The organism is Halopseudomonas oceani (assembly GCF_002903165.1).
Classification (GTDB): domain Bacteria; phylum Pseudomonadota; class Gammaproteobacteria; order Pseudomonadales; family Pseudomonadaceae; genus Halopseudomonas; species Halopseudomonas oceani.
Map to the genome: position 1 here is coordinate 15,394 of NZ_PPSK01000016.1, position 24,780 is coordinate 40,173.

Genomic DNA, 24,780 nt, shown 5'->3' on the forward strand with positions numbered 1-24,780 from the left:
TGGTGCGGGCTGGACTGCAGTGCCGCGCTGACCGCAAAGCCGTTTGCTATCGGTTGGAAAACAGCCGAATGCCGCATCGTTTTTAACCGGCGCTCTGCGTCCGGATGGAATGCAATCAAGTGCGCGCCCGAGGGTTGGGCGGCCAGGGACATGAAAATGAGGTCACTATGAACACGCTGATTACTGTCGTCACTCTTGTTGGTGAAGCTTGGGCTCTGGCCTCTGGCGGCGCGCGCAGGGAATTGCAAGCGGGAGATCGTCTACTTGCCAGCGAAACGTTGATTGTTGAACCCGGCGCGCAGGTCGATGTCGACTTTGGCGACAACCAAGTGATCAGCTTCGTCGGCGAGCAAAGCATGCCGGTGGAAGACTTTTCCGAGCTGGTTGCACAGGTGTCCGTGCCGCAATCTCCTCAATCGCCGCAGCCGATAGAGTCCCTGACTGCCGAGGCGGGTACCGCGGCCCGCAGTGAACCGACCGCCGATGTCCCAGTGACGCTGCAGGGCAGCAAGTTCATTCAATTGGTTCGGATTGCCGAGATCATTGAGTCAGATGGGCTTTCGCCGCTCGCCGTAGCACGTATTGAGGAGACTCTGCGTCCGCTGGATATGGGCTATCCGGCGTATCCCCGTGATATCGATGACTGGCGTGAGCATCGAGGTGGGGACGAACATGGTGAGGGGCTGCCCGCGCGCCGCCCCGGAGTTGATGTGGAGCTGCAGGGGGCCGGGGAAGACGGTATCTACAATGCAGCTGAGATCGGCAGCGATGGCACCGTCTCGGCACTGGTGACGCTCGATGACCAGGTGCGTGCAGGTGACAAGCTGGTGGTGACCGACGGTGACGACAACGTGCTGCTGGAGCGCATGGTTACCGAGCAGGATCTGCTTGATGGCGTCGTAGTTGAAGTGCCGGTAGCGGTTGGCCAAACCGATGTGGTGGTAAAGGCCACTGTGTCGGTCGACAACGGCAATAGTGCTTCCAGCGACGACAACAAACCCGTCGACAACATCGCGCCGGAGCCGCTGGTTTCTGAGCGAGAGGACGCAGATACCGACGTTATTGATCTGGACCTTGACAGCTATTTCAGTGACAGTTCGCCGATCTCCTACGAGGTGCAAGGGTTGCCACCCGGCTTGAGCTTTGACCCGCAAAGTGGACGTATTACCGGCACCCTGGATAACTCAGCCAGCCAGGGCGGTGACGGTTCTGATGGTCGCTATACGGTGACCATTGTTGCCACGGATTCTGCTGGAAACGCCACGACTCATGAGCTGGCCTGGACGGTGACCAACCCGGCGCCCACTGCCGCAGACGACACCAACAGCATCGCTGAAGATGGCCCGGCAACGGCTGGCAATGTGATCACTGGCGAAGGTGCCGACAACGGATCGGCCGCAGCGGATTCTGACCCTGACGGGGATGATCTGCTGGTAGTCGGCGTCGAGGCCGGCGCAAGTGGTAGCGACCCGGTCGGCAATGTCGGCGCTACGGTAACAGGGCAGTATGGCGAGCTGGTTCTTAACGCCGATGGTTCCTATTCCTACGTGCTCGACAACGACAATCCGTTGGTCAATGCGCTGAAGGATGGCGATACCCTGACTGAGGTGTTTACCTATCGAATCTCGGACGGAGAAGGGGGGGAAGATACCGCGACCCTGACCATCACCATCAACGGCAACACCGACGGTGCCCCGGGCGTGAGTGTGGATGACCTGAACGGCGCCGAGGTGGGTGACAACAGCATCGCCGAGGATGCGACGACACCGGTCACCGGCACCTTTACCGTGACTGCCCCGGATGGCCTGAAGCAGATCAGTGTGGGTGGTATCACCGTCACGGCTGAGCAGCTGGACAATCTGGGCACCACGCCGGTCAATATCACCGGCAGCGAAGGGCAACTGACTCTAACCGGTTTTAATGAAACCACCGGTGAGGTGACCTACCGCTACCAGCAAACCGGTACCGCGAAGGATCACAACGCAGGCGACGACAGCGTCACCGACAGCTTCCCGATCATCGTCACCGACAATGCTGACGAGAGCACCGCGCCGAGTGATCTGGTGATCCTGATTACCGATACCGCGCCGGTAGCCAACGCGGATACCAACAGCGTTACCGAAGACAGCGCGATACCGGCCACCGGTAACGTCATCAGCGACACCGGCAGCGGTGAAGATGATATTGGCGCGGACACCACCACGGTCACTGGTGTATCGACCGGCACCGTGACCACTGAACTGAGCGGCTCGGTCGGTAGCAGTGTTACTGGCAGCTACGGCACCCTGGTGCTGGGCAGCGACGGCGAGTACAGCTATGTGCTGGACGACAGCAATGCCGACGTCAATGCGTTGAAGGACGGCGACAGCCTGACCGACACCTTCAGCTACACCATCAAGGATGCCGATGGTGATTGGAGCACTACCACCCTGACCATCACCATCAATGGCAACACCGATGGTGCACCGGGCGTGAGCGTGAGTGACCTGAATGGCGCCGAGGTGGGGGACAACAGCATCGCCGAGGATGCGACGACACCGGTCACCGGCACCTTTACCGTGACTGCCCCGGATGGCCTGAAGCAGATCAGCGTGGGTGGTATCACCGTCACGGCTGAGCAGCTGGACAATCTGGGCACCTCGCCGGTCAATATCACCGGCAGCGAAGGGCAATTGACCCTGACTGGTTTTAATGAAACCACCGGTGAGGTGACCTACCGCTACCAGCAGAGCGGCACGTCGAAGGATCACAACGCGGGCGACAACAGCGTTACCGACAGCTTCCCGATCATCGTCACCGACAATGCTGACGAGAGCACCGCGCCGAGTGATCTGGTGATCCTGATTACCGATACCGCGCCGGTAGCCAATGCGGACACCAACAGCGTTGACGAAGACTCGGGCACGCCCGCAACGGGCAACGTCATCAGCGACAGCGGCAGCGGTGAAGATGATGTTGGCGCGGACACCACTACGGTAACCGGCGTCACTACCGGTACTGCCGGTGGCGAACTGACCGGCGCCGTTGGCGGCAACGTAGTGGGCAGCTACGGCACCCTGGTGCTGGGCAGCGACGGTGAGTACAGCTATGTGCTGGATGATGCCAATGCTGATGTGAACGCCCTGAAAGACGGCGACAGCCTGACCGACACCTTCAGCTACACCATCAAGGATGCCGATGGTGACTGGAGCACCACCACCCTGACCATCACCATTAATGGCAACACCGACGGTGCGCCGGGCGTGAGTGTGAATGACCTGAACGGCGCCGAGGTGGGTGACAACAGCATCGCCGAGGATGCGACGACACCGGTCGCCGGCACCTTTACGGTGACCGCGCCGGATGGTCTGAAGCAGATCAGCGTGGGTGGCATCACCGTCACGGCTGAGCAGCTGGGCAACCTGGGCACCACGCCGGTCAATATCACCGGCAGCGAAGGGCAACTGACCCTGACCGGTTTTGACGAAGTCACCGGTGAGGTGACCTACCGCTACCAGCAAACCGGTACGGCGAAGGATCACAGCGCGGGCGACGACAGCGTCACCGACAGTTTCCCGATCATCGTCACCGACAATGCTGACGAGAGCACCGCGCCGAGTGATCTGGTGATCCTGATTACCGATACCGCGCCTGAGGCCAACGCGGATACCAACAGCGTTGACGAAGACTCGGGCACGCCCGCGACGGGCAACGTCATCAGCGACACTGGCAGTGGTGAGGATGACCTGGGTGCCGATGCCACCACGGTCACTGGTGTATCCACCGGTACGGTGACCACTGAGCTGACTGGCTCGGTTGGCAGCAGTGTTACTGGCAGCTACGGCACCCTGGTGCTGGGCAGCGACGGTGAGTACAGCTATGTGCTGGATGATACCAATGCTGATGTGAACGCCCTGAAAGACGGCGACAGCCTGACCGACACCTTCAGCTACACCATCAAGGATGCCGATGGTGACTGGAGCACCACCACCCTGACCATCACCATTAATGGCAACACCGACGGTGCGCCGGGCGTGAGTGTGAGTGACCTGAACGGCGCCGAGGTGGGTGACAACAGCATCGCCGAGGATGCGATGACACCTGTCACCGGCATCTTTACCGTGACTGCCCCGGATGGCCTGAAGCAGATCAGTGTGGGCGGCGAGACCGTCAGCGCCGAGCAACTGGCTGACCTGAGCACGACCCCAGTGGTGATCAATGGCAGCGAAGGCCAACTGACCCTGACCGGTTTTGACGGAACCACCGGTGAGGTGACCTACCGCTACCAGCAGAGTGGCACGTCGAAGGATCACAGCGCGGGCGACGACAGCGTCACCGACAGCTTCCCGATCATCGTCACCGACAATGCTGACGAGAGCACAACACCTGACAATCTGGTGATCCTGATTACCGATACCGCGCCGGTAGCTAACGCGGATACCAACAGCGTTGACGAAGACTTGGGCACGCCCGCAACGGGCAACGTCATCAGCGACACCGGCAGCGGTGAAGATGATATTGGCGCGGACACCACCACGGTCACTGGTGTATCGACCGGCACCGTGACCACTGAACTGAGCGGCTCGGTCGGTAGCAGTGTTACTGGCAGCTACGGCACCCTGGTGCTGGGCAGCGACGGTGAGTACAGCTATGTGCTGGATGATACCAATGCTGATGTGAACGCCCTGAAAGACGGCGACAGCCTGACCGATACCTTCAGTTACACCATCAAGGATGCCGATGGTGACTGGAGCACTACCACCCTGACCATCACCATTAATGGCAACACCGACGGTGCACCGGGCGTGAGCGTGAGTGACCTGAATGGCGCCGAGGTGGGTGACAACAGCATCGCTGAAGACGCCACCGTACCGGTCACCGGCACCTTTACGGTGACCGCGCCGGATGGTCTGAAGCAGATCAGCGTGGGTGGTATCACCGTCACGGCTGAGCAGCTGGACAATCTGGGCACCACGCCGGTCAATATCACCGGCAGCGAAGGGCAACTGACTCTAACCGGTTTTAATGAAACCACCGGTGAGGTGACCTACCGCTACCAGCAAACCGGTACCGCGAAGGACCACAGTGCTGGCGACGACAGCGTCACCGACAGTTTCCCGATCATCGTCACCGACAATGCTGACGAGAGCACCGCGCCGAGTGATCTGGTGATCCTGATTACCGATACCGCGCCGGTAGCCAACGCGGATACCAACAGCGTTGACGAAGACTCGGGCACGCCCGCAACGGGTAACGTCATCAGCGACAGCGGCAGTGGTGAGGATGACCTGGGTGCCGATGCCACCACGGTCACCGGCGTCGCCACCGGTACTGCCAGCGGCGAACTGACCGGTGCTGTTGGCGGCAACGTAGTGGGCAGCTACGGCACCCTGGTGCTGGGCAGCGACGGTGAATACAGCTATGTGCTGGACGACAGCAATGCCGATGTTAATGCGCTGAAAGACGGCGACAGCCTGACCGACACCTTCAGCTACACGATCAAGGATGCCGATGGTGACTGGAGTACCACCACCCTGACCATCACCATCAATGGCAACACCGACGGTGCGCCGCTGCTTACCCCTAACGATGGTAACGGCAGTGGTACGGGTATCGAGGCCGCGGGTGATGCGACGGTATACGAATCAGGCCTGACCACCGACGGCCCCGGCATGCAGTTGGCTACGGTTGCTGGTTCGATCCAGCTGAACACGGCTGATGGTCTCGCCAGTGTGACTCTTGGCGATGGAGCAAACGCTGTTACGTTGACGCTTGCGCAGCTGCAAAGCCTCGGTACGACCCCACAGCAGATCACCACGCCGTACGGTACGTTAACCCTGACTGGGCTGTCTGCTACCGATTCCGTTGGTGGCGTCCCCACCGCAGCGGAGCTGCAGTACAGCTACACCTTGGACCGTCCCTACGACAATGAGCAGGCTGGCGAAGATGATAACGCCATTGATGCTATTACTGCGGTTGTAACGGATGCGGGCGGGGCGAGCCATACAGACCAGCTGCAGATCAACATCGTCGATGACGCCCCTTCTGTTGGCACCGCTGAGAACGCTTCGGTCACTGAGGCTGGTTTGGCCGGCGGTAGCCGGGAAGGCGAAGGGGGAGCACCGACCAGCGTTTCCGGTGATCTGGATGTGCGGGTCGGGGCAGACAACACGGCCGGCAGCGGTGTCGCTGATGTCACCTTCGCCGCCAATCAGGCCACCCTTGAGGCACTGGGGCTGAGTGCCGGCTATGACGGCTCTGGTGATCCAGTCATGCTGCAGTACGTCATTAGCGCTGATGGTCACACCCTCACGGCGTTCAGCGGGGACGGCCGTAGCGCTGGCGATCAGGTTTTTGTTGTGTCTATCAACGATTCCAGTAGCAGCGATGCTTCCTACACCTTTACGCTAAATCGCCCCTTGAACCATGGCGGCGCGACGTCACTGAATCTGCCATTTGCCTATGACGTGGTTGATGGCGACGGTGACAATGACAACGGTGATTTTGTGATTACCATCGAAGACGATGCTCCGGTCACAAGCAAGAGCATTACCGTTGACGAAGACAGCTTAGCCGGCAACGCAGCCAATACCTTTAACACCAGCGCTGATGCCAACCCTGAAAATACAACGGTTTATGACGTCAATGGCGTACCGTTGACGGCAACTACCAACGGTGACGGCAGCGTCACTTACAGTTATCCAGCCGGTACAGACGTTGCGGACAAGCATTTTTTCGGCACGGTCACGGTTAACTCCAATGGCAGTATCACCTTCGTGCCTGAGCCAAACTACAGCAATCACGATGGGGCGGACAGCTTCCGCTATGAGACGGTTAACGGTTCTGATATCGCCTCGGTAACGGTTACTGTAAACGTCACACCGGTTGCCGATGCGCCTCAGTTAAGTACCGATGCGGCTACCGTTACCACGAACGAGGACGTCGCGGTTGCGCTTGGCCTGAACGCGCCGGCGGTTGTCGACAGCGGTGACCAGAACGGTGCGGGCGTTGCCGGCGACAACCCGGAGCTGCTGGGAGTGATAACGCTCTCGGGCATCCCGGAAGGTGCTGTATTGCTGGATGCCAGCAACGGTGACGCACCGCTATACGAGTCGACCGGTGATGCGATTACGATTGTGATCAGTGATGGCACGCACATTAGCGGCCTAGCGGGCAACACCCTCACCCTGACGCAGCAGCAGTTCGAGGCACTGAAAGTACTGCCCCCCGAGGACGCGCATGAGAATTTCACGGTTGAGATGCGCGTTACCAGCTATGAGGTAGACAACACCGGAACGCCGATACCAGGTGTTGCTGGTGCCGAATCGTCGACCAGTGTTGTCGTCGATGTTGCAGCTGTAACCGATCCTGTATCGCTCAGTTTTGCTGACGATACCGATACCCGCTCGCTGTCGATTAACGAAGACAGCACCTATGATCTTGCCGCGGCGCTGAAGGTTGAATATCCCGACAATGATGGAAACAGCCTGCCTGATGTTGATGGCAGCGAGGAGCGCTGGTTTGAGATCGCCGGTTTGCCGGAAGGCTCTACCGTAACCACTGCCGACGGCGTGATTGTGGTGACTGCTGCCAATCCGGTGGTCACTGTGCCAGCGGGCGGGCTTTCCACCAGCGCTACCGGGCTGCCGCAGATGGATATCACGCCGCCAGCGGACTACAGTGGCGCTGCGGTAGCGGTCACTGTCACCCTCAAGTCGCAAGACCGGGACGATGACAGCGCTGGTGCTGCACCGGTGGTGGAGCAGGATTCGGTCACCCTGAACCTGCAGGTTGACCCGGTGGCCGATGCGCCGGATGTGGAAGGGGTAACGGCCCCTGAAGACACGGCGGTCAACTTTCTGGCCAATGTTTCGCCGGGCGATACCGATGGTTCTGAAGAACTTACCGGCATTACTATCAAGGATATCCCGGCCGGTTGGGTCATCGAAGACCATGAAGGCAATCCGCTGACGCCGACAGGCGGCCAATTGGTGATTGACCCGGCAGATGTGCTTTCGGGTGATTACAAGTCCTACACCATTAAAGCACCGGGCCACAGTAGCCTTGACACTACTCTGACGCTGGATATTTCGGTTCGCGACAACAGCAACGACGGCGCGGTCGGCCCGGCTAACCAGACCTTCACTGACATTCAACTTGAGGTTCAGGTTACTCCGGTTGCCGAGACTGTCGACACCGACTCCAACGATGCAGGTGGCAACGATGTCACTTTGACGCCTGGTCACGACTATCTAACGCCTGGCGCTGAAGACGCCTGGTTCTCCCTGGGGCAGGAGTCAGGATTTAACCTGGCTGACAACTGGAGCAATGAAGACAGCGCCAGTGAAAAGGTGTTCGCGCTGCTGACGCCTGAGCTGGTTGTTGGTGACGGCTCAAATACCGACGCTATCGGTTCCAGTTTCCGTTATTCAACTGATGGCGGTACAACCTGGGTAACACAGGTTTACGGCGGCGACCCGATCGAAGTGCCTGTCGAATACCTGGATACCCTCCAATTCAAGGCCGCACCGGACTTCTCCGGGTCCTTCTCGATTGATGTTCAAGCCGTTACGCGAGACTACGATGAGGATGATCTGGCAGGCCGCAACGTTGATGAGTTGTCACCTGCCGAGCTGGCCGCGCTGAGCTATAATGAGGCTGTCAGCGGTAACGCAGTGTTGACCAACGTCTTTATTGCACCGGTTGCCGATACTGCGACAACCACAGTAACGGCGCATGTCAGGGGGCTGGAAGATGAGGCGATGCCGCTGTCGATTCGGCCTAGCAGCTCTGACCCGTCAGAAACATTCAATGTCACCATTTCGGCAATTCCGGACGGAACCACGCTGGTCTACGACGGTATTACGCTGACTCAGGATGCGACCGGTCTGCCGGCCGGTTTCAGCATCGTATCGACGGGAGACGGTTCCTGGTCTGTTGCCATCGACGACTTTGACCCGGCCAAGGGCGGGGCCATGACTATTACCGCGCCACCGAACAGTAATGAGCCCTTTACCCTGACGGTTGATACGGTTTCGGTTGATACCCTGACTATCCCGGGCGACCCAAACTCGCCCTATGTCAGCGAGTCTTCTGCCTATCAACTGGATATTCTGGTTTCACCAAAAGGCGTGGCAGACTCAGCGGAACTGACTATCGTCGATCCGGCGGACCAGAGCTTTCAAGAAGCGGATGTCGACGCAAATGGAGGGGTGCCGCTCAATCAACTGGTTACCGGCGCTTCGTTGACCGACAGCGATGGTTCAGAAGTCCTGAGTTTCAAAGTCAGCAACCTGCCCGCTGGCTTCACTCTGATCGGCGGGACGCTGATAGGCGACGGAGTCTGGTCACTGACGGAGGCGCAGCTGCAGACAGCGGTGCTGGTCACTCCGCCGAACTTCAACGGTACTGCGTCGTTTGATCTGTATGCAGTGACGACGGAGAACGACGGCGACTCGTTGACTGATCCGCATGTTGTCAGCGTGAGGGTAGAACCGTCACCGGAAGCGAGTATTAACCTGACCGCCTCCATTGATGAAGATGTCAGTACGGCACTGTCATTCGGTATTCAACATCAGAACGGCGATACCGATGAGCAGCTGGATGCGGTGTGGTTGAGCGTATTGGATGTAGATGGTGCCACTGACTTTACGCTGACCTACGGCTCTGGTGGTGTTTCCCTGGCACAGGCTGTGTCGGACGGTTTACCGGGAATCACGCTGGAGGACGGTTGGTACAAACTGTCTGGCGACGCGCTCAACAGTATCCACGCCCAGGGGCGCGAGAACTGGAGCGGCTCTGCTGAAATCGATGTCCGTTATCTGATTACCGATCCGGCGGCAGATGGCACGGTGAGCGATGTTCAGAGTGCTACCGACGGTTCCTACAGCATCACGGTCAACCCGATTACCGACCAGCCGGTGCTGACGGTGACCTCTGGTGCTGATTCCAGTCTGGCGGCGCCGGCAAACGTCGTTGTTGAGCTGAACATTGCTAACCAGGGCGGCGACTATGATGGCAGCGAACAACTCAATCGTATTCTTCTCGACAATGTGCCGGACGGTGTGATCGTAGAGAATGGCGAGTATCTGGGGAACGGTCAGTGGATGCTGGTGCCGGAAACGGCGTTTAACGGCCAGCTTACCCCGTCTGTCACCTTGAGGGTGCAGGCCCGCGCTGGCGGACTGGATGATCACCAGATAACCGTTACCGTGATCACCGAAGACGCCAACAACGGCCAGCAACTGAGTGACAGCACCAGCGTCAGCCTGAGCACGACGTTCGCTGAAGGCGAGCCAGCGCAGCCCGCAGAGATTCTGCAATGGGAGCAAAGTGCTTTCGAGCCGACTGAGGACACCGCGTTTTCGCTGGGTGAGGGTATCAATGCGAGCATTGAGGACGGCGTAACCGACAACGGCTTCACTGTCACCCTGACCGACTTGCCAGCGGGCACAACCGTGTCCGGCATGCGCTTGACCGTCATCGACGGGCAGGAGGTCTGGACTGCATCGGGAGTCGGCGGGGACGCTGAGCTGCAGACGCTGCTCGACAGCATTGTGGTGACGCCTCCGGCTGACTGGAACAAGCATGACGGCGATTTTGTCTACGACGCCAAATTGACCACCTACGTCCCATCCGGCGGGCGCGCCGAAGCCGCGATTACGATGCAGCAGTCGGTGATTCCTGTCACTGATGACGCAGATGTGTTGATCAGCGCGCCGGCTGTCGCCGAGGGGAATGATGTTGAGATCAGTATCGACCTGTCCAACCCGGCAGATGATCCGAACTGGACGCTGATCGATGGCAATATTTATCTAACGCTGGACGAGCCGACGGCGATGCAGGGTGGTGTGTTGCAGGATTCGTCTGGCAATCCGCTGACGCTGACCAGTGTGACCGGCGTGAGCGGTGTACCGGACGGCAGCTACTACGTGATTGATGTCGCTGCCGGCGGAAATAGCGTCGATCTGCGCTACACCCCGGTGGACCAGCATGTCAGCGGTTCGATCAACCTCTCGGTCATCTCCCGGGGTCAGGAGCTGGACTCCAGTGTGGTCAAGACCACAACCACAACGGCGACGGCAACGGTTGAACCGGTCAACAGCGGCTATGACTTTTCCGTTGCTGACACCACTGGCGCCGAGAATACGTTTGGGCAGGTCACCGCAAACAAGTCAAATGTTATTCAACTGAACGTAACCGATGGCGGTCTGGTCGACGCAGACGGTTCGGAGGCGGTCGGGACAATTCTGTTGAGCGGTCTGCCCAACGGCTTCCTGGTGTATGTGGGTGACAGCGCCGCCGATGCCACCTTGGCCAGCCTTGGCAGCAACGCTGGCAGCGCTGGTGATGGCACCAATACCTGGTTGTTGGGCGAGGGAGAACTTCCCGCATTTATCGGGATCCTGCCGCCAGCCCACTGGAGTGGTACGCTGGAGCAACTGCGCCTGATCGTAAATAGTCAGGAAAGCAATCTGAGCGAGATTACTGCAACCGAGCAGGGGTTCTCTTTGACCGTTGAGGCTGTGGCCGAGGGGCTGGCACTCACACCAACGCCCAGTTTTGGCAACGAGGGTGAGATTATCCAGCTGAACCTGAACGCCGAGATGAGAGACATCGAGCAGGTTGATGCCACTGACGCGTCGATAGAGACCATCAATCTGCAATTCAAGGGCCTGGGAGAGCATGCGGCGTTCTATCTGGATGGTGTGCTGATTAGTGGTACAGAGAACGTCAGCTACGCCGACGGCATTTACACTCTGGAGGGTCTGACCCAGGACGAGGTAAGTCGGTTGGGCTTTGTGCAGAGTGTCGATGCTCTGGGTGAGGTTCAGGTGCGAGCCCAGACGGTCGAGAGTGAGAATGGTGATACCTCGGCATGGACCCACGAGGAGTCTGCTGCCTGGGCTGAAATCACTACCAACATTACGCCGCAATACGGTACGGCGGGTGACGACCAGCTGCTATGGACTGGATCGCTGATCAATGGCAGAGGGGGAGACGACACCATTCAGCTACGCTTTGATGAGTCGGTCACCGGCAGTGAGCTGAGTGGTTCGGCGCGGAATATCGAAGCCATTGATCTGACAGGCAACGGCGAAAACAGTATTGCCAGCCTGAGTGCGGAAGACGTGTTTGATATGACTGATGCCCGCAATACGCTGCGTATTGATGGTGATGGTGCCGGCGTGGACAGTGTTGAACTCAGTGCCTCCAGCGGCTGGACTCTGGATGCCGGGGCCAGCGTGGCTGGTTACGATGTCTACACGGCAACAGTCTCTTCTCAAACGGTTGTGCTGGAGGTGGCGCAGGGCGTGCTGGTGGAGTAATCCACTTGATGGCAGGCTGCGCCAGCCCAGGTTCATTGGGATGGCGCAGCTTGTAGTACCGACCTTCGGGCAGGCAGAATGAAGCGTCTTTTGACTCAGAGACAACGGAATGTTGAAACTCGTGCTGCCTGCATTGCTATTGCTGGTGTCGCCCTTGGCTGCTGCGCAGGATGCCGAACCTGTACCATTTGAGCTGTATCACTGGTGGGGCTCCGCCGGAGAGCGGGATGCGGTGGACGCTCTGCAGCGGTACGTCGAACAGCTAGGTGTGCGCTGGGCGGAGAGCGGTCGTGTTCAGCAGAGTAACCTGATTGGCTACCGCCAGACATTGGCGCAGCGAATAGAGCAGGGCGACGGGCCTGACGCCGCGGTTGTTCTCAGTACCGATGTTCGCCAGTTGATGAACTCCAACGCTTTGCTGTTGCTGGACGATGTCGCTGCGGCCAATGACTGGGACGAGGTTGTCCCCACGGCGGTGCAGAGGCTTTCTCGCGTAGAAGGGCATTGGGTCAGCATTCCCATCAACATCCATTCAACCAACTGGATCTGGCTAAACGCGGCGCTAGCACACCAGTTGGATCTACCGGTGCTGGATACCTGGGATGATTTGATTGTTGCGTTGGAGAAGGCGCGGCAAGCGGGTCTTGTGCCATTGGCTATAGGTGATGAGGCGGGGCAGCACATGTTGCTGTTTGAGGCCGTGAGTGCTGGGGTGGGTGGTGCCGAGTTCTATCGGCGGGTCTTTCTCCAATTGAAGCCGACCGAGCCTGACCTGGAGCTGCTGAAAGTCGTATTTGCGCGGATGCGTGAGCTAAGCGATTACGCTCAAACCGCAGGCCTCGGTTTACGTTGGAACGAGGCAACCGCAATGGTGCGTACCGGGAAGGCTCTGGCTCAGTTGCAAGGCAGCTGGGCTATTGCCGAGTTCAATCATTTTGGACTGGTGGAAGGGCAGGACTACCATTGCCAGCGTTTTCCAGACACTCAGGGCATGGTGCTTTTCAACAGCGACCAGATAGTTGTGTTCCGTAACCAGAGGACATCGGATTCCGTTCGCGCAGCATTCGCGACTGCGCTAATGAGTCCGGAAGTACAACGTGAACTCAACATCACCAAAGGGGCCGCACCGGCCAGGGTCGATGCCGTAGCAGACGGCTTTTCAGGTTGTGGGCGCAAGGCAATTCATGATGTGCGTATGGGCAACATGCGGGGTACGCTGCTGGAGTCTATTGCCATGAGCGGTGCCAGCCCCATGTCAGTGTCCCATGCATTTTATCCCGTGGTCAGCAGTCACTTCCGGGGAGAAATCTCCGATCAACAGGCGCTTAAAGCTCTGGAGACTGTCTGGGTTAACCAGTGATCCCAATGACTCGGGTTTCTCCCGTTTTCACGGACGGTTTTAAAAAGGTCGAAAACTTCAGATCTTCCTGAGCAACTCTATGACGCATTCGTGGATTATGAAACCGCTCAACGTAGTCGAGCCGATCCGCTGGTGCCCCATTGAGTGTCCCGCACGATTGAGGAGCAACACGCTTCCGCTTGAGTTGGCTGAAGAAGCCTTCACAGGCCGCATTATCGCTACAATGACCAAGGGCGCTCATGATGCAAGCCAGCGAATTTCTGCCTCGCGCCTGCGTTGGCAAGGCGCGAGGTAAATTATTCAGCGATTGCTTTTGTTGAAGACCAATAGTGACAGCAACGCAGGCATCAACAGCAGCGCACCGACCATATTCCATATGAACAGGAGCGCCAGCAGCAGGCCCATATCGGCTTGGAACTTTAGCGCCGAGAACGCCCAGGCAGCCACGCCCAGTGCCAGGGTGATGCCGGTAAAAGCCACTGAGGTGCCAGTGCTTTTCAGCGCTTCGAAGAACGCCGCGCGGAGCTTCATCCTCTGATGCAGGAAGCTTTCCATGCGGCTGTACAAGTAGATGCCGTAGTCCACACCGATACCAACGCCGAGAGCGATCACTGGCAACGTGGCAATCTTCACCCCCAGACCCATCTTCGCCATCAGCGCCTCGCACAGCACCGTGGAAAGGTACAGGGGGGCCATCAGGGCGAAGGTCACTTTCAGCGATTTGAACTCCCACCAGACCACCAGCGAGATGATCACGAACACCAACACCAGCATGAGTTTTTCCGAATGCTTGATGACGATGTTGGTGGCAGCCTCGATGCCGGCGTTACCGGCGGCCTGAAGGATTTCGAAGTCGCCAGTGTCGTACTTTTGCCTGAAGGCCTCAACCGCATCAACCACCCGGGTCAAGGTTTCGGCTTTGTGGTCGGTCAGGTACAGGCTGATCGGCGCCACGCTGCAGTTGGGGTCGACAAACTCGGAGGCCACGCGGGAGCGGGCGTTGTTCATCACGTACTTATCGCGGGAGAACTCGGCCCACTTCGGGTTGCCTTCGTTGAGCGCTAAGATGTTGTAGCGCATTGCGCGATATAGCGATTGCACCGACTCGACACCTTCGACTTCCTGCAGGGCATATTCCAGTTGGGTTGCGATGTCCGCGGCTGCGAAGCGTGCACACTGCTCCGGTGGCGTAGTGAACATCACCACATAAACATCTGTGCTGGTGCTGTAGTGGTCCAGCAGGTAAGCGTTGTCTTGGTTGTAGCGGGCCTCTGGACGGAACTCCGGCGCGCCCTTGTCCAAGTCACCTATCTTCAGATCCTGGCGGGCTTGATAGCCCAGGCCCAGTAGCACCAAGCTTACGAGGATCAGCGGCACCGCGACTTTCGGCTCAACCACGGCGGCCACGCGGCGGAATACCGGCCAGGAGTGGTTGGCGCGCTTTTCCTGCTGGCGCAGCCCGCGCGGACTAATGCCGACATAAGACATCAGCACTGGCAACAGGAACATTTTCGTGAACACAGAGACGAACACTCCAATGCTGGCGGTGATGGCCAGTTGCTTGATCACTCCGATGTCGATCACCAGCAGTGTGATAAAACCTACGGCATCGGCGATCAACGCCGTCGACCCTGGGATGAACAGCGCGCGGAAGGTGCGCCGCGAGGCCTCCAGTGCCGTAGCGCCGTGGCCCATCTCACTCATCATGAAGTTAATGTTCTGCACCGCGTGACTGATACCAATGGCGAAAATCAGGAACGGCACCAGGATAGAGTAGGGGTCCAGGCCAAAATGACCTAGACCGAGCAAGCCGAGCAGCCAGATCACCGTTAGCAGGCAAGTCAGCACCGTTACCAGGGTGCTGCGCCAGCAGCGACAATAGAAGTACAGTAGCAGCGTGATCAGGCCGACGGTGACGGCGAAGAACAGTGCGATATCACTGGCTGCGTCGAGCAGGTCGCCAATGATCTGAGCAAAGCCTATGACGCGAATGCTTAGCCCTTGATCGGCAAAGTGCTCGCGCACCTGCTGTTCCATTGCATTGGCAAAGGCGCCGTAGTCCAGTGGTTTACCGCTGTCCGGATCGTTTTCCAGCAGGGGCACGCGGATCACCACCGACTTGAAATCGTTGGCGACGAAGCTGCCGATCATGTTGGCGCGCTGGATGTTCTGCCGCACTTGGGCCAGCGAGTCAGGACTACCGTCATAGGTGTCGGGGATCACCCGACCTGCGCGCAGACCCTCGGTGGTCACCTCGGACCACATGGCGTTGGGGGTCCACAGTGACTTTAAGTTGCCGCGATCCACACCAGGCAGGTAGAAAACCTTGTCGTTGACCTCGCGCAGCGTCTCGAGGAACTCCTTATTGAGGATGTCGCCCTTGGGGCTTTCCACCACAACCCGCAGCACGTTGCTATGCGGGCGCAGCACGTCCTCGAACTTCAGGTAGTTGGCGATAAACGGGTGGCCGGTAGGGATCATCCGGCTAAAACTGGCGTCGGGACGCACCGACAAGGCGCAATAAGCCAATAGCAGCGACACCAGCAGGAAAAAAAACAGCACTACTGGACGATTGTGGAACAGGATACGCTCGATGAAGGTGACTATACGCTCCGTCACACTGGGACTACCTGGCAAGGCGTGTGGCGGCATAGTCATTGCTGTTGCTCCTCCAACTCGTTCAACGACAGAGCTAGCAGACCGCCGTTACCACTCAGTACCAATTGCCCCGGCGCGGCCTCGACTACACTCATCCAAGTGTTTCTTCTGTCCGGCAACTGCCAGAGCTCGAAACTTAGACCGTCCTCGCTGTGCAGCAACACGCCGCCCTGACCGCCGAGCAGCAGGCTGCCGTCTGCCAGTTGCGCAGCACCATACAGCGCGGCGCGGGTTGGTACGTCCAGGGCCTTCCAACTGGTACCTTGGTCGTCGCTGCTCAGTAGCGTGCCGCCGAAGCCGAGCGTCAACAGGCGACCGTCGTGTAACTCCAACAGCTTATACAGCGATGCGTTACTGCCGGAGTCGAGTGCTTGCCAGTGCTGGCCGCCGTCACGGGATCGGTGTATTTGCCCGCCCTCGCCAACTACAATCAAAGCGCCATCGGTCAGCCCTAACACGCCGTTCAAGTGCAGCCGATCTGGGTTACCTGGGCCAGTAAGAAACTGCCAGTGCTGGCCGCCGTCGACGGTATGCAAAAACATGCCATAGGCGCCTACCGCCCAGCCTTCCTCGGCATTCTTGAACCAGACATCCAGCAGCGGCCGCGAAGGGCCGTATTCGCTACCGGCCTGTATGTCTTCAAGGGCGAACAGGGCATTCTCCAGAGCCGTGCTCAGCGCCTCATCATCCACTGCCGCAGTACTGACTGCCTCTAGCCGAGCAACTTCGGATTCCGCCCAGGCCTTCGCCATATCATTGATGGCCCGACCATCGAGCTGTTTGTCCCAGCTCCGGCCACCATCCATGCTGTACAAAACCACTCCGTCATGGCCTACCGCCCAACCCTCCTGCGCATCAACGAAATGTACTGCGGTCAGCAACACCTCGACAGGCACCCTGACCTGCTTGAGGCTGCCGTTGACGGCGCGCAGCAGCGCCCGACCATTCTGGCCGACCAGTAGCACTTGCCCGCCCAGCGCCTGGGCGTCAGTGAATAGCGACTCCGCCGCCAGCGGCGACAGCCGCGCCGGCCGCTCCAGCCGATCGGCCAGCCTAGCGGGCTCTTGCGCATGCGCGAAACCGGCGCTAAGACCGAGCGCCAGCGTCAGGCAGGTGAGCGTCTTCATAACAGAACATCCCCGCAAAAGAACTTACGAATTAAAAAAGGACCGAAGGCTCGCGCCGTTCGGCCCAGATATCACATGGAGTCTTGTCGACTTAACGACCGCTACGACGCAGGGCAGCCGGACGAAAGTCTCTCAGCTCAGCAGTAGCACCAAACGTAGCGATCTTCTCTTCGTTATCCAGGCCAAAAATGAGATAGCGATTAGCCTGCAGATCATAGTGAGCCTCGCTGGTGTGGATCGAAGTGAGCACGTCGTAGCGCTGCATGCTGTGGGCTTCCTGCGTACGCCAGAGCTCACCACGACCATCGTAGAGGTCGGCTGCGAGGATGTTCCAGCTGTCTTCATCGATATAGAAGACGCGTCTGGCGTACATGTGCCGCTCGCCCGGCTTCAGAGTGGCCTCAATCACCCAAACCCGGTGCAACTCGTAGCGCACCAGATCTTGATTAAGGTGGTTGGGCTGGATGATGTCCTCGTACTTGAGGCTGCGGTCCGCCAGCTTGTAGTTGTTGTAGGACACCAGCATTTCTTGCTTGCCGATCAGCTTCCATTCGTACTTGTTCGGCGCACCGAAGTACATGTCGTACTGGTCCATGGTGCGCAAGCCGTCGGAGGTTCCGGTTGGTGCGTCGTAGCTAAGTTCGGGAGCGCGCAGCACACGACGTTGACCAGGGTTGTAGGTCCAGGCCAGACGAGGCTCCTCGGTCTGGTCGAGTGGTTCGTGGATCAGGTTGCGGTTGCCTGCCACGCTTTCAGGCGAGATAACTTTGCCGAGGGCATAGGACAAACGGTTTGGTTCCGGGTTGCCCAAGGCTGAGGCCATGACCAGCGTCTGCTCACGGCGCACCGGGGTAAAACTGCCGTTGGCCTGCACCACCATCTCGGTCGGGTAGACGGTGTAACCGCCGGCACGATAACGAACGACGTGGTTGTAGAGCACCTCCAGTCCCTGCTTAGGAATCGGGAACGGCACCGTGGTTCTTTCGTAATGCAGCATGCCGTTGCCGCTTTCGGCCAGTTCAACCGAGGTAGCTTCCTTGACGATCTGCGCATACTCCTCTGCGGGTAGCGCCGCGGTTCGGTGGCTCGGGTAGATGTTCATTTTGTAGCTGGGATACTTCGCGAGCATGGCCTCGTAGCCAGCCGTCAACTGATCGGCGTACTGCGCCATATTGGCTTGGGTAATCGTGTACAGCGGCTGTTCGTTGGCAAAGGGGTCGATATAGCCCGTAGCGGGATCAAAACCTGTCGGTGGCGTGGTCAGACCGCCAGTCCAGGCCGGGATAGTACCGCTAGCATTACCGGCTTTTTCGGCTCCTACTGGAGTCAGGTCCTGACCTAGGCGAGCAACCTCGGCCGGGTCCAGCTTGGCGAAGGTGGAGTAGCTAGCCAAGCTAAGGAATGCGCCGAGCATGGCGCTGGACAACAAGTGCTGGTTCATATGTTTACCTCGTTACTTAGAAGCCTGCGCGCAGGCTGAGGGCGATAAAGTCTTTATCTGTCGGGGCCCAGAAGGCGTTACCGGATCCAGACCAGGACAGTTCGGCAGAGTATTTCTGCAGATATGCGGCCCTGACGCCGACAGAGCCGAGCAGACGACCCTCGATAAAGTTGCCGTCATGGGAGGTGCCTTTCACGTCCTGACCGAAGGCCACGAAAGGTGAGACATTGATTCCGGCGAACAGCCCCGGATAGTTCAACTGGGCGCGCAGTCGATAGCCCCAGGAGAGATCGGTGACGAACCCGTCGTTGCTGCAGACTTTCTTGCGGTATTGTGGAGCGACACCCAACGTGCAGCCAACTGAACCTAGGCCCTGGTTGGCTGCAAGGTTGCTGCCAAAGGCATCGGCGCGGCCATAACGACGCTCATCAAGGCTTGGCAGATTGTGGATGTACTTCGCTGCCACCTCACCCACCAGACTGAGGTTGTCCGCACCCAGCAAACGCGGCACCGTCTTGATAAAACCCAGCGACAGTTGCGAGATTTCCAGACGGTCATAGCCATTAAAGCGTGAGTCGGGGGCCAGAGCTATGGCTTCGTCGGCCAGCGGTGCGCCTAGACCGACGATCGCGGTTGGGTTGCCGGAAAAGGCCGGAATGAGGTCGCCGGCATGCAGACGCACTGGCTGGTTTGGCCGGTAGCTATACTCGCCGAACACCGAGCTGCCAAGCAGGGTGGTGGAGACACTCAGGCCGAAGATGCGGATGTCCTCAGGGAAGGCCGCATAATACGCACCGTTGCTAGCCTGCTGGCCTGCGATCCAGCCGGCACCGACCTCTGTTCGTCGATCAGTGATCACGTTGGCAACTGGGATACGCGAGTGGATATTCATCGCATAAGCACTGATCTCGGTCGCCAGGCTTTCGGCGTAGTAGCGGGCAGCCAAGCCAAACTGGCCACCGTCACGCGCCTCGTCGTCCTCCGCTCGGTGGACGATGAAGTCGTTGGCATAACCAACTTGGTCGTTTGGATTCTGTGCGAGTGTCCCGCGTCCAATGCCGTAGCATCCCTCGGGTAAGTAATCGTTGACCGCAAAGTAGGTGCCGCAGCCTTCCAGCACCGACTGTCGCCATTGCAACTGGTAGAAGGCCTCTATGCTGAGAGCGTCGGTCAGGCCGAAGTTGGCATACAGCAGGGGCACGGGCAGCAAGGCTTCCTTCAGCTGTGAGCCGGGGCGGCGCAGGGCGGCTACGTCTACCGGATTGATGGAGTTGAGGCCGTTCTGGAAAAACAGGCCCTCACCCCAGTTAACCACTTGATTACCAGCGCGCAGGTGCAGTGGACGTTCGGCGATTTCGAAATCGCCGAAGACATAGGCGTCCAGCAGCTCAACACCATGGAACTTAGCCAGTTCGTCGAAGTGGCTGTCGTCCAGCTTGCTGTCTGGGTTATAGCCGTTGGGGGAGTGACCATGAGCGACAGTCGAGTTTTCCAGGGTGTAGTCGTACCAGGCCTTGGCACGCATGAATACACCATAGTTATGCCAGTTAAGTTCGACTTCACCGAGCAGGGTGGTCGGCGAGGACACCCGATCACCTTTCTGGTAGTTGAGGCGGCTGTCATCGGCGTTACGTGCACCAGTCGGGTTGAACTCGCCGGCCGAGCCGTAGCCGTTGTGGTCAGCGTTGCCCTGTAAGATCAGGTCTCGATTGGGGCTTTCCGCGCTCCAAATGACTCCAGTGCTGATGCTGCCATTGGCGCGCCCGCTGATCTCGCCCCACTCGAATTGACCGGCATTGGCTTGCAGCGAGATGACGCATGCCAATGGGGTCAAGGCCAGAGCGGTTTTGCCCAACCAGTTACGACTGTGCATGATATTGTTAGCGATTGAAGTCATGCGACTCTCTCCTGATTGTTGTTATTGATCTGGATTCCTGCGTATACCGTCGCTTGTAGCTAACGATGGGGCGAGGACTGTGACTCAGTTTCACAGGGACAAGACTCTTTGCCTGGGCCAGCGAAAACTGCCGCCTCGGGTTGATTGATGATGGGTGAGAGTGCTGAGCCGGTCTCAGAGATGCTCGTTCAGCCAATTGATGATCATCTCGGCGACCTGCTGCGGCTGCTCAGGCAGCACCGCATGACCGGCATTGGCTAGCATCTGGACCTGCACGCGCTCGGGGAAGGCCTTGAGCAGTTGGTCGGCATTTTCCGGTGGGGCTACGCGATCTTCCAGCGGCTGAACTATCAGCATGGGGGCAACACCGCCCGCCCACCAACTCTCGAGGGAGGTGGCCTTCAAGGCAGCCTCCTGATACATCGCCACCTCGGGGTACCAGCCATCACGCCAGAGCGCCGGATCATTGCCCTCTGCAAAGAAGGCCAATTGTACGGCAGCCAGATGCTCGGCTTCGGGCAGATCCTTTCTGAAGCTGTCGCGCAGGGCCTTAACAATAGCGCTGGGGATATTGGTTGAGCCGCCAGCCGCCAGCAGGATGACCCCCCGCGTGTGTTGCGGGTACTCGCTGGCAAATGTACGCGCCACGCGATTGCCAAAAGCATGACCGACCACCACTACCGGCTTATCGGTTACCGCCTGACTGGCCGCGTAAACGTCTGCGGCGATATCTTGCATGGTTAGCCCGGTGGTACTCCCGGTGCTCTGCCCAATGCCGCGTGGCAGCGGCAGGATTACTTGATATCCGGCATCTGTAAGGCGTTCCTTCAGGTCATCAAAGTCCTGCGCACCCCGCCCCAAAGAGGGAATTAGTACCACGGGCACCCCCTCGCCGAGTACTTCTACCTGAATGGTGCGCTGTGGATCGGTGACCATAAGCTCACGTGCTTCGCTCACGGCCGAAACCTGCAGCAGTATCAAACCACAAGCAATGGAAACAAGGTGGCGAATATCTCGCTTCGAGAAGGGCTGAAGACGCATAAGTAACTCTCTCAGGCTAGGCCGGCTGCACGGTTCTAGGCTACCCCGGCCTTTTCATTCAGGGTGCCAGTAACACGTGGTGCGGCGTTTGTTGTTGTGTAGCCCGCAGTCTAAGCTTGCGAAAAGATCATTAATAGTTTAATAAAATCATTTATCGATGCATTTTAGGAATCAAAGTGCTGACACTCAAACAGCTCAAACACCTGATGGCTATTCATCAGTACGGCAGCATCCACCGTGCGGCTGAGGCGCTTTACATTACCCAGCCAGCACTGACCCGCAGCCTCGGCAATCTGGAGGAAGCTCTTGGCGTTCGGCTGTTCGATAGAAGCAAAAGTGGGATGCAAGCAACTGAGTTTTATCTAAAAATTAGAGATCGCTGCGCCCACCTGCTACTCGAAGTAGAGGAACTCGAGCGAGAAGCAGGGCTCTACCGCAACCTTGAATCGGGGAAACTGTCGGTTGGCATAGGTCGAGCATCCCGGGAGCTGGTCCTACGTACCGTCTTACCCCGATTCGTAAAACATCACCCGCATATCCAGGTGCGAATTCACGAGGGCGGGGCCGAAGAATTGGCCTACGGTCTGACCACCGGCAGCTACGACTTAGTAATTGCTGGCCTGGGTAGCTATAGACACGTCGAGGGGCTGGTGTGGCAAGCGCTGCAGGACCTGAAAATTTCACTGATCACCAGGAAAGGCCACCCCCTGGCGCAGCAACAAGCGCCCCCGTTTACCGATTTGCTGAACTTCCCGCTGATGTCTGCCACCGAGCTTGCTCCCAGCCACCCGCTATACCAGAGGCTCCCAGAGTTTGCCAAGCTGAAGGCCAGCGTGTTGTGCAGCGACTTCCACGTACTGAAACAAATAACCCTGGAGACTGATGCAGTTATGGTGGCACCAGAGCGGCAGTTCCACGCTGAACTGGCCGAAGGCGATCTGGTGACGCTGGATATAGACGGCTGGGAGCTAGTGGCGGAGCTGTGTGCCATTGAGCTGGCGGGGCGCTCTCGCTCGCCCGCCGCGCAACGCTTCATTGGGCTGTGTCAGGAGTTGCTACCAACGCAGGCGTCAGTACCTGTTCAAGGTCTCGTGAGCTAGAGATAGAAGGCGTAACAGCCCAAGCGGGAGGGCTAGCGAATCAGTTGGGCGAAGAAGCGCATTACACGAGCGGTATATGATCACTCTGAACCTGACTTCAACCCAATATGTCAGGCGCGTGACAGACCGTGATCAGCTTCTGTGTGCCTGACAAAGAAAGAGGCAGGCAGTCGCCGACCTTCCGTTATATGCATAAATAGGCGGACATTTTGGAACTTTTAGTTATCTGCTTGGCAGCCCAAACTAGCGCTCGGCAATCGAGCGTCTATGGCGCACGCACACATCATTTCCAATGTGTAGGAGCAAGCCAAGGTTCACAATAAGAAACCACTCATCAGTCCGAACGATTACCCCATGCATGCACAGCGCTAGAAGGCATCCTGAGGCTCAGTTTGATTCTTGCGCTTGGATTTACGGCCTTGCCGGATAGCGCGTGCGGACGTGATCAGGTGGAGACGCCAGAACACTGTCGGACCGTTTGTCAGCATTTCCCACGGCGCGAAATCGCCGCGACGGCTCGAATAAGTAATAGTTAACATCATGATACGGCCGGCAGCCGGCGGCCGGACCAGGGGCCTGGAGGTATCTAAGTGATGAGTAAGGATGACGGCAAGGGGCTTGGAAAACGCTGCCCGCGCAGGTTCACCGATTGGCGTCCGACGCGCCTGTCGGCGATGCTGGTGTCTTTGCTGGCGGCTGCCCGCGCAGCGGTCACCGGATCACTCAGACCATCGCTACCGATCTATCCCGAGTCGGCACAGTTTCGCCATGAGCGCTTTCGCAACAAGGTGTCGCGTGAGCCAATGACGTTTCGGCAGGGGCTGGCGGTCTGGCGCGACTTCCTCTTCAACAAACCGTCAGGAACGGTACCGGATCGGGCTATATCAGTGCAGCCGTTGACTAAGGCTGATCTGCTGGCGGCGCCTGACAACAGCGTCTGGCGGCTCGGCCATTCCAGCCTGGTGTTCAAACTCAATGATGCCTTCTGGCTAACCGATCCGGTGTTCAGCAAGCGCGCTTCGCCAGTGCAGTGGTTTGGGCCAAAACGCTTTCATGCGCCGCCTATCTCGATTGCCGAGTTGCCACCGATCAAGGTGGTGGTGCTGTCGCACAATCATTACGACCATCTGGATCACGCTGCAATTCGGCAGCTGCAACACAAGGTCGAGCAGTTCATTACACCGCTGGGTGTCGGCGCGACGCTGATCAGGTGGGGCGTTCCACCCGGCAAGGTGCGGGAGCTGGACTGGTGGGATGACGTCGAAATCGATGGTGTGCGTGCGACGGCGACACCGGCGCAGCACTTTTCCGGTCGCGGGTTCTCGGACGGCAACCGTACGCTCTGGTGCTCATGGGTGCTGCAGCATCCGGACAGCAAGCTGTTTTTCAGCGGTGACACCGGGTATTTCGACGGATTTCGCGAGATAGCTGAGCGCCTCGGCCCGTTTGATATCGCTTTTATGGAGACCGGGGCCTACAACCCGCGTTGGGTGTATGTGCACATGCTGCCTGAACAGACCCTGCAGGCCTTCCTCGATCTCAGGGCGCGCTGGCTGTATCCGATTCACAACGGCACCTTTGACCTGTCGATGCACACCTGGGAAGAACCGTTTGAACAGATAACCCGACTGGCTGAGCAGCACGGTGTGGCGCTGGCCACGCCGCAGATGGGGGAGCCTCTTGATATGTCTGCGCCGCATGGCGGCAGCCAGTGGTGGCGACCGTCAGCAGAGTGACGGCTTTGGCTGTGCATCCAGCGCATAGCGCAGCCGTTCACTGCCGTCGTTGGCCTAGCCGGTCAACGTCGTTATGAACAGGGCAAACAAAGTCAGGGCAACAAGGTATTTC

At 58.5% G+C, this 24,780-nt stretch carries 9 protein-coding genes and 1 pseudogene; 4 read left to right on the forward strand and 6 right to left on the reverse strand.

The annotated features are described in order from the left end of the window. Positions 1–167 precede the first annotated feature (167 nt). On the forward strand, positions 168–12,308 hold the full coding sequence (locus C1949_RS14710; RefSeq protein WP_170063089.1) for a VCBS domain-containing protein: 12,141 nt from the start codon (positions 168–170) through the stop codon (positions 12,306–12,308). Positions 12,309–12,417: 109 nt separating this feature from the next. Continuing rightward, entirely contained in the window at positions 12,418–13,668 is a 1,251-nt protein-coding gene (locus C1949_RS14715; protein WP_104739237.1) for an ABC transporter substrate-binding protein, read from the forward strand. Here the strand turns inward: C1949_RS14715 and C1949_RS19695 are convergent. From C1949_RS19695 to C1949_RS14740, 6 genes and pseudogenes are all read right to left on the reverse strand, one after another. After that, positions 13,658–13,927: pseudogene (locus tag C1949_RS19695) on the reverse strand (hypothetical protein); the annotation flags it as partial. The gene C1949_RS14715 and the pseudogene C1949_RS19695 overlap by 11 nt on opposite strands. A 41-nt stretch (positions 13,928–13,968) precedes the next feature. After that, positions 13,969–16,326, reverse strand: a complete 2,358-nt coding sequence (locus tag C1949_RS14720; protein ID WP_104739238.1) for an efflux RND transporter permease subunit — start codon at positions 16,324–16,326, stop codon at positions 13,969–13,971. Beyond that, a complete protein-coding gene (locus tag C1949_RS14725) occupies positions 16,323–17,453 on the reverse strand; it encodes a WD40/YVTN/BNR-like repeat-containing protein (protein ID WP_104739239.1) in 1,131 nt (376 codons plus the stop codon). The genes C1949_RS14720 and C1949_RS14725 overlap by 4 nt, the downstream gene beginning before the upstream one ends. Before the next feature lie 91 nt (positions 17,454–17,544). Then, positions 17,545–18,894 carry a DUF1329 domain-containing protein gene (locus tag C1949_RS14730; RefSeq protein WP_104739240.1) on the reverse strand — a complete coding sequence of 450 codons (1,350 nt, stop codon included), beginning with the start codon at positions 18,892–18,894 and terminating at the stop codon, positions 17,545–17,547. A 16-nt stretch (positions 18,895–18,910) separates the two neighbouring features. Beyond that, a complete protein-coding gene (locus C1949_RS14735) occupies positions 18,911–20,791 on the reverse strand; it encodes a DUF1302 domain-containing protein (RefSeq protein ID WP_104739241.1) in 1,881 nt (626 codons plus the stop codon). Between the two features lie 174 nt (positions 20,792–20,965). Next, on the reverse strand, positions 20,966–21,748 hold the full coding sequence (locus tag C1949_RS14740) for an alpha/beta fold hydrolase (protein ID WP_170063090.1): 783 nt from the start codon (positions 21,746–21,748) through the stop codon (positions 20,966–20,968). Between the two features lie 260 nt (positions 21,749–22,008). Here C1949_RS14740 and C1949_RS14745 point away from each other — a divergent pair, with 260 nt between their 5' ends. Continuing rightward, positions 22,009–22,932: a LysR family transcriptional regulator gene (locus C1949_RS14745; protein ID WP_104739243.1), complete on the forward strand. Its 924-nt coding sequence runs from the start codon at positions 22,009–22,011 to the stop codon at positions 22,930–22,932. Positions 22,933–23,606: 674 nt separating this feature from the next. Continuing rightward, a complete protein-coding gene (locus tag C1949_RS14750; RefSeq protein WP_104739279.1) occupies positions 23,607–24,668 on the forward strand; it encodes an MBL fold metallo-hydrolase in 1,062 nt (353 codons plus the stop codon). Positions 24,669–24,780 lie beyond the last annotated feature (112 nt).

Bases quoted from the DNA above. Each gene is read 5' to 3' on its own strand.
- C1949_RS14710 (WP_170063089.1), top strand. From the start codon at position 168: ATGAACACGCTGATTACTGTCGTCACTCTTGTTGGTGAAGCTTGGGCT.
- C1949_RS14715 (WP_104739237.1), top strand. From the start codon at position 12,418: ATGTTGAAACTCGTGCTGCCTGCATTGCTATTGCTGGTGTCGCCCTTG.
- C1949_RS14720 (WP_104739238.1), bottom strand. From the start codon at position 16,326: ATGACTATGCCGCCACACGCCTTGCCAGGTAGTCCCAGTGTGACGGAG.
- C1949_RS14725 (WP_104739239.1), bottom strand. From the start codon at position 17,453: ATGAAGACGCTCACCTGCCTGACGCTGGCGCTCGGTCTTAGCGCCGGT.
- C1949_RS14730 (WP_104739240.1), bottom strand. From the start codon at position 18,894: ATGAACCAGCACTTGTTGTCCAGCGCCATGCTCGGCGCATTCCTTAGC.
- C1949_RS14735 (WP_104739241.1), bottom strand. From the start codon at position 20,791: ATGACTTCAATCGCTAACAATATCATGCACAGTCGTAACTGGTTGGGC.
- C1949_RS14750 (WP_104739279.1), top strand. From the start codon at position 23,607: ATGCTGGTGTCTTTGCTGGCGGCTGCCCGCGCAGCGGTCACCGGATCA.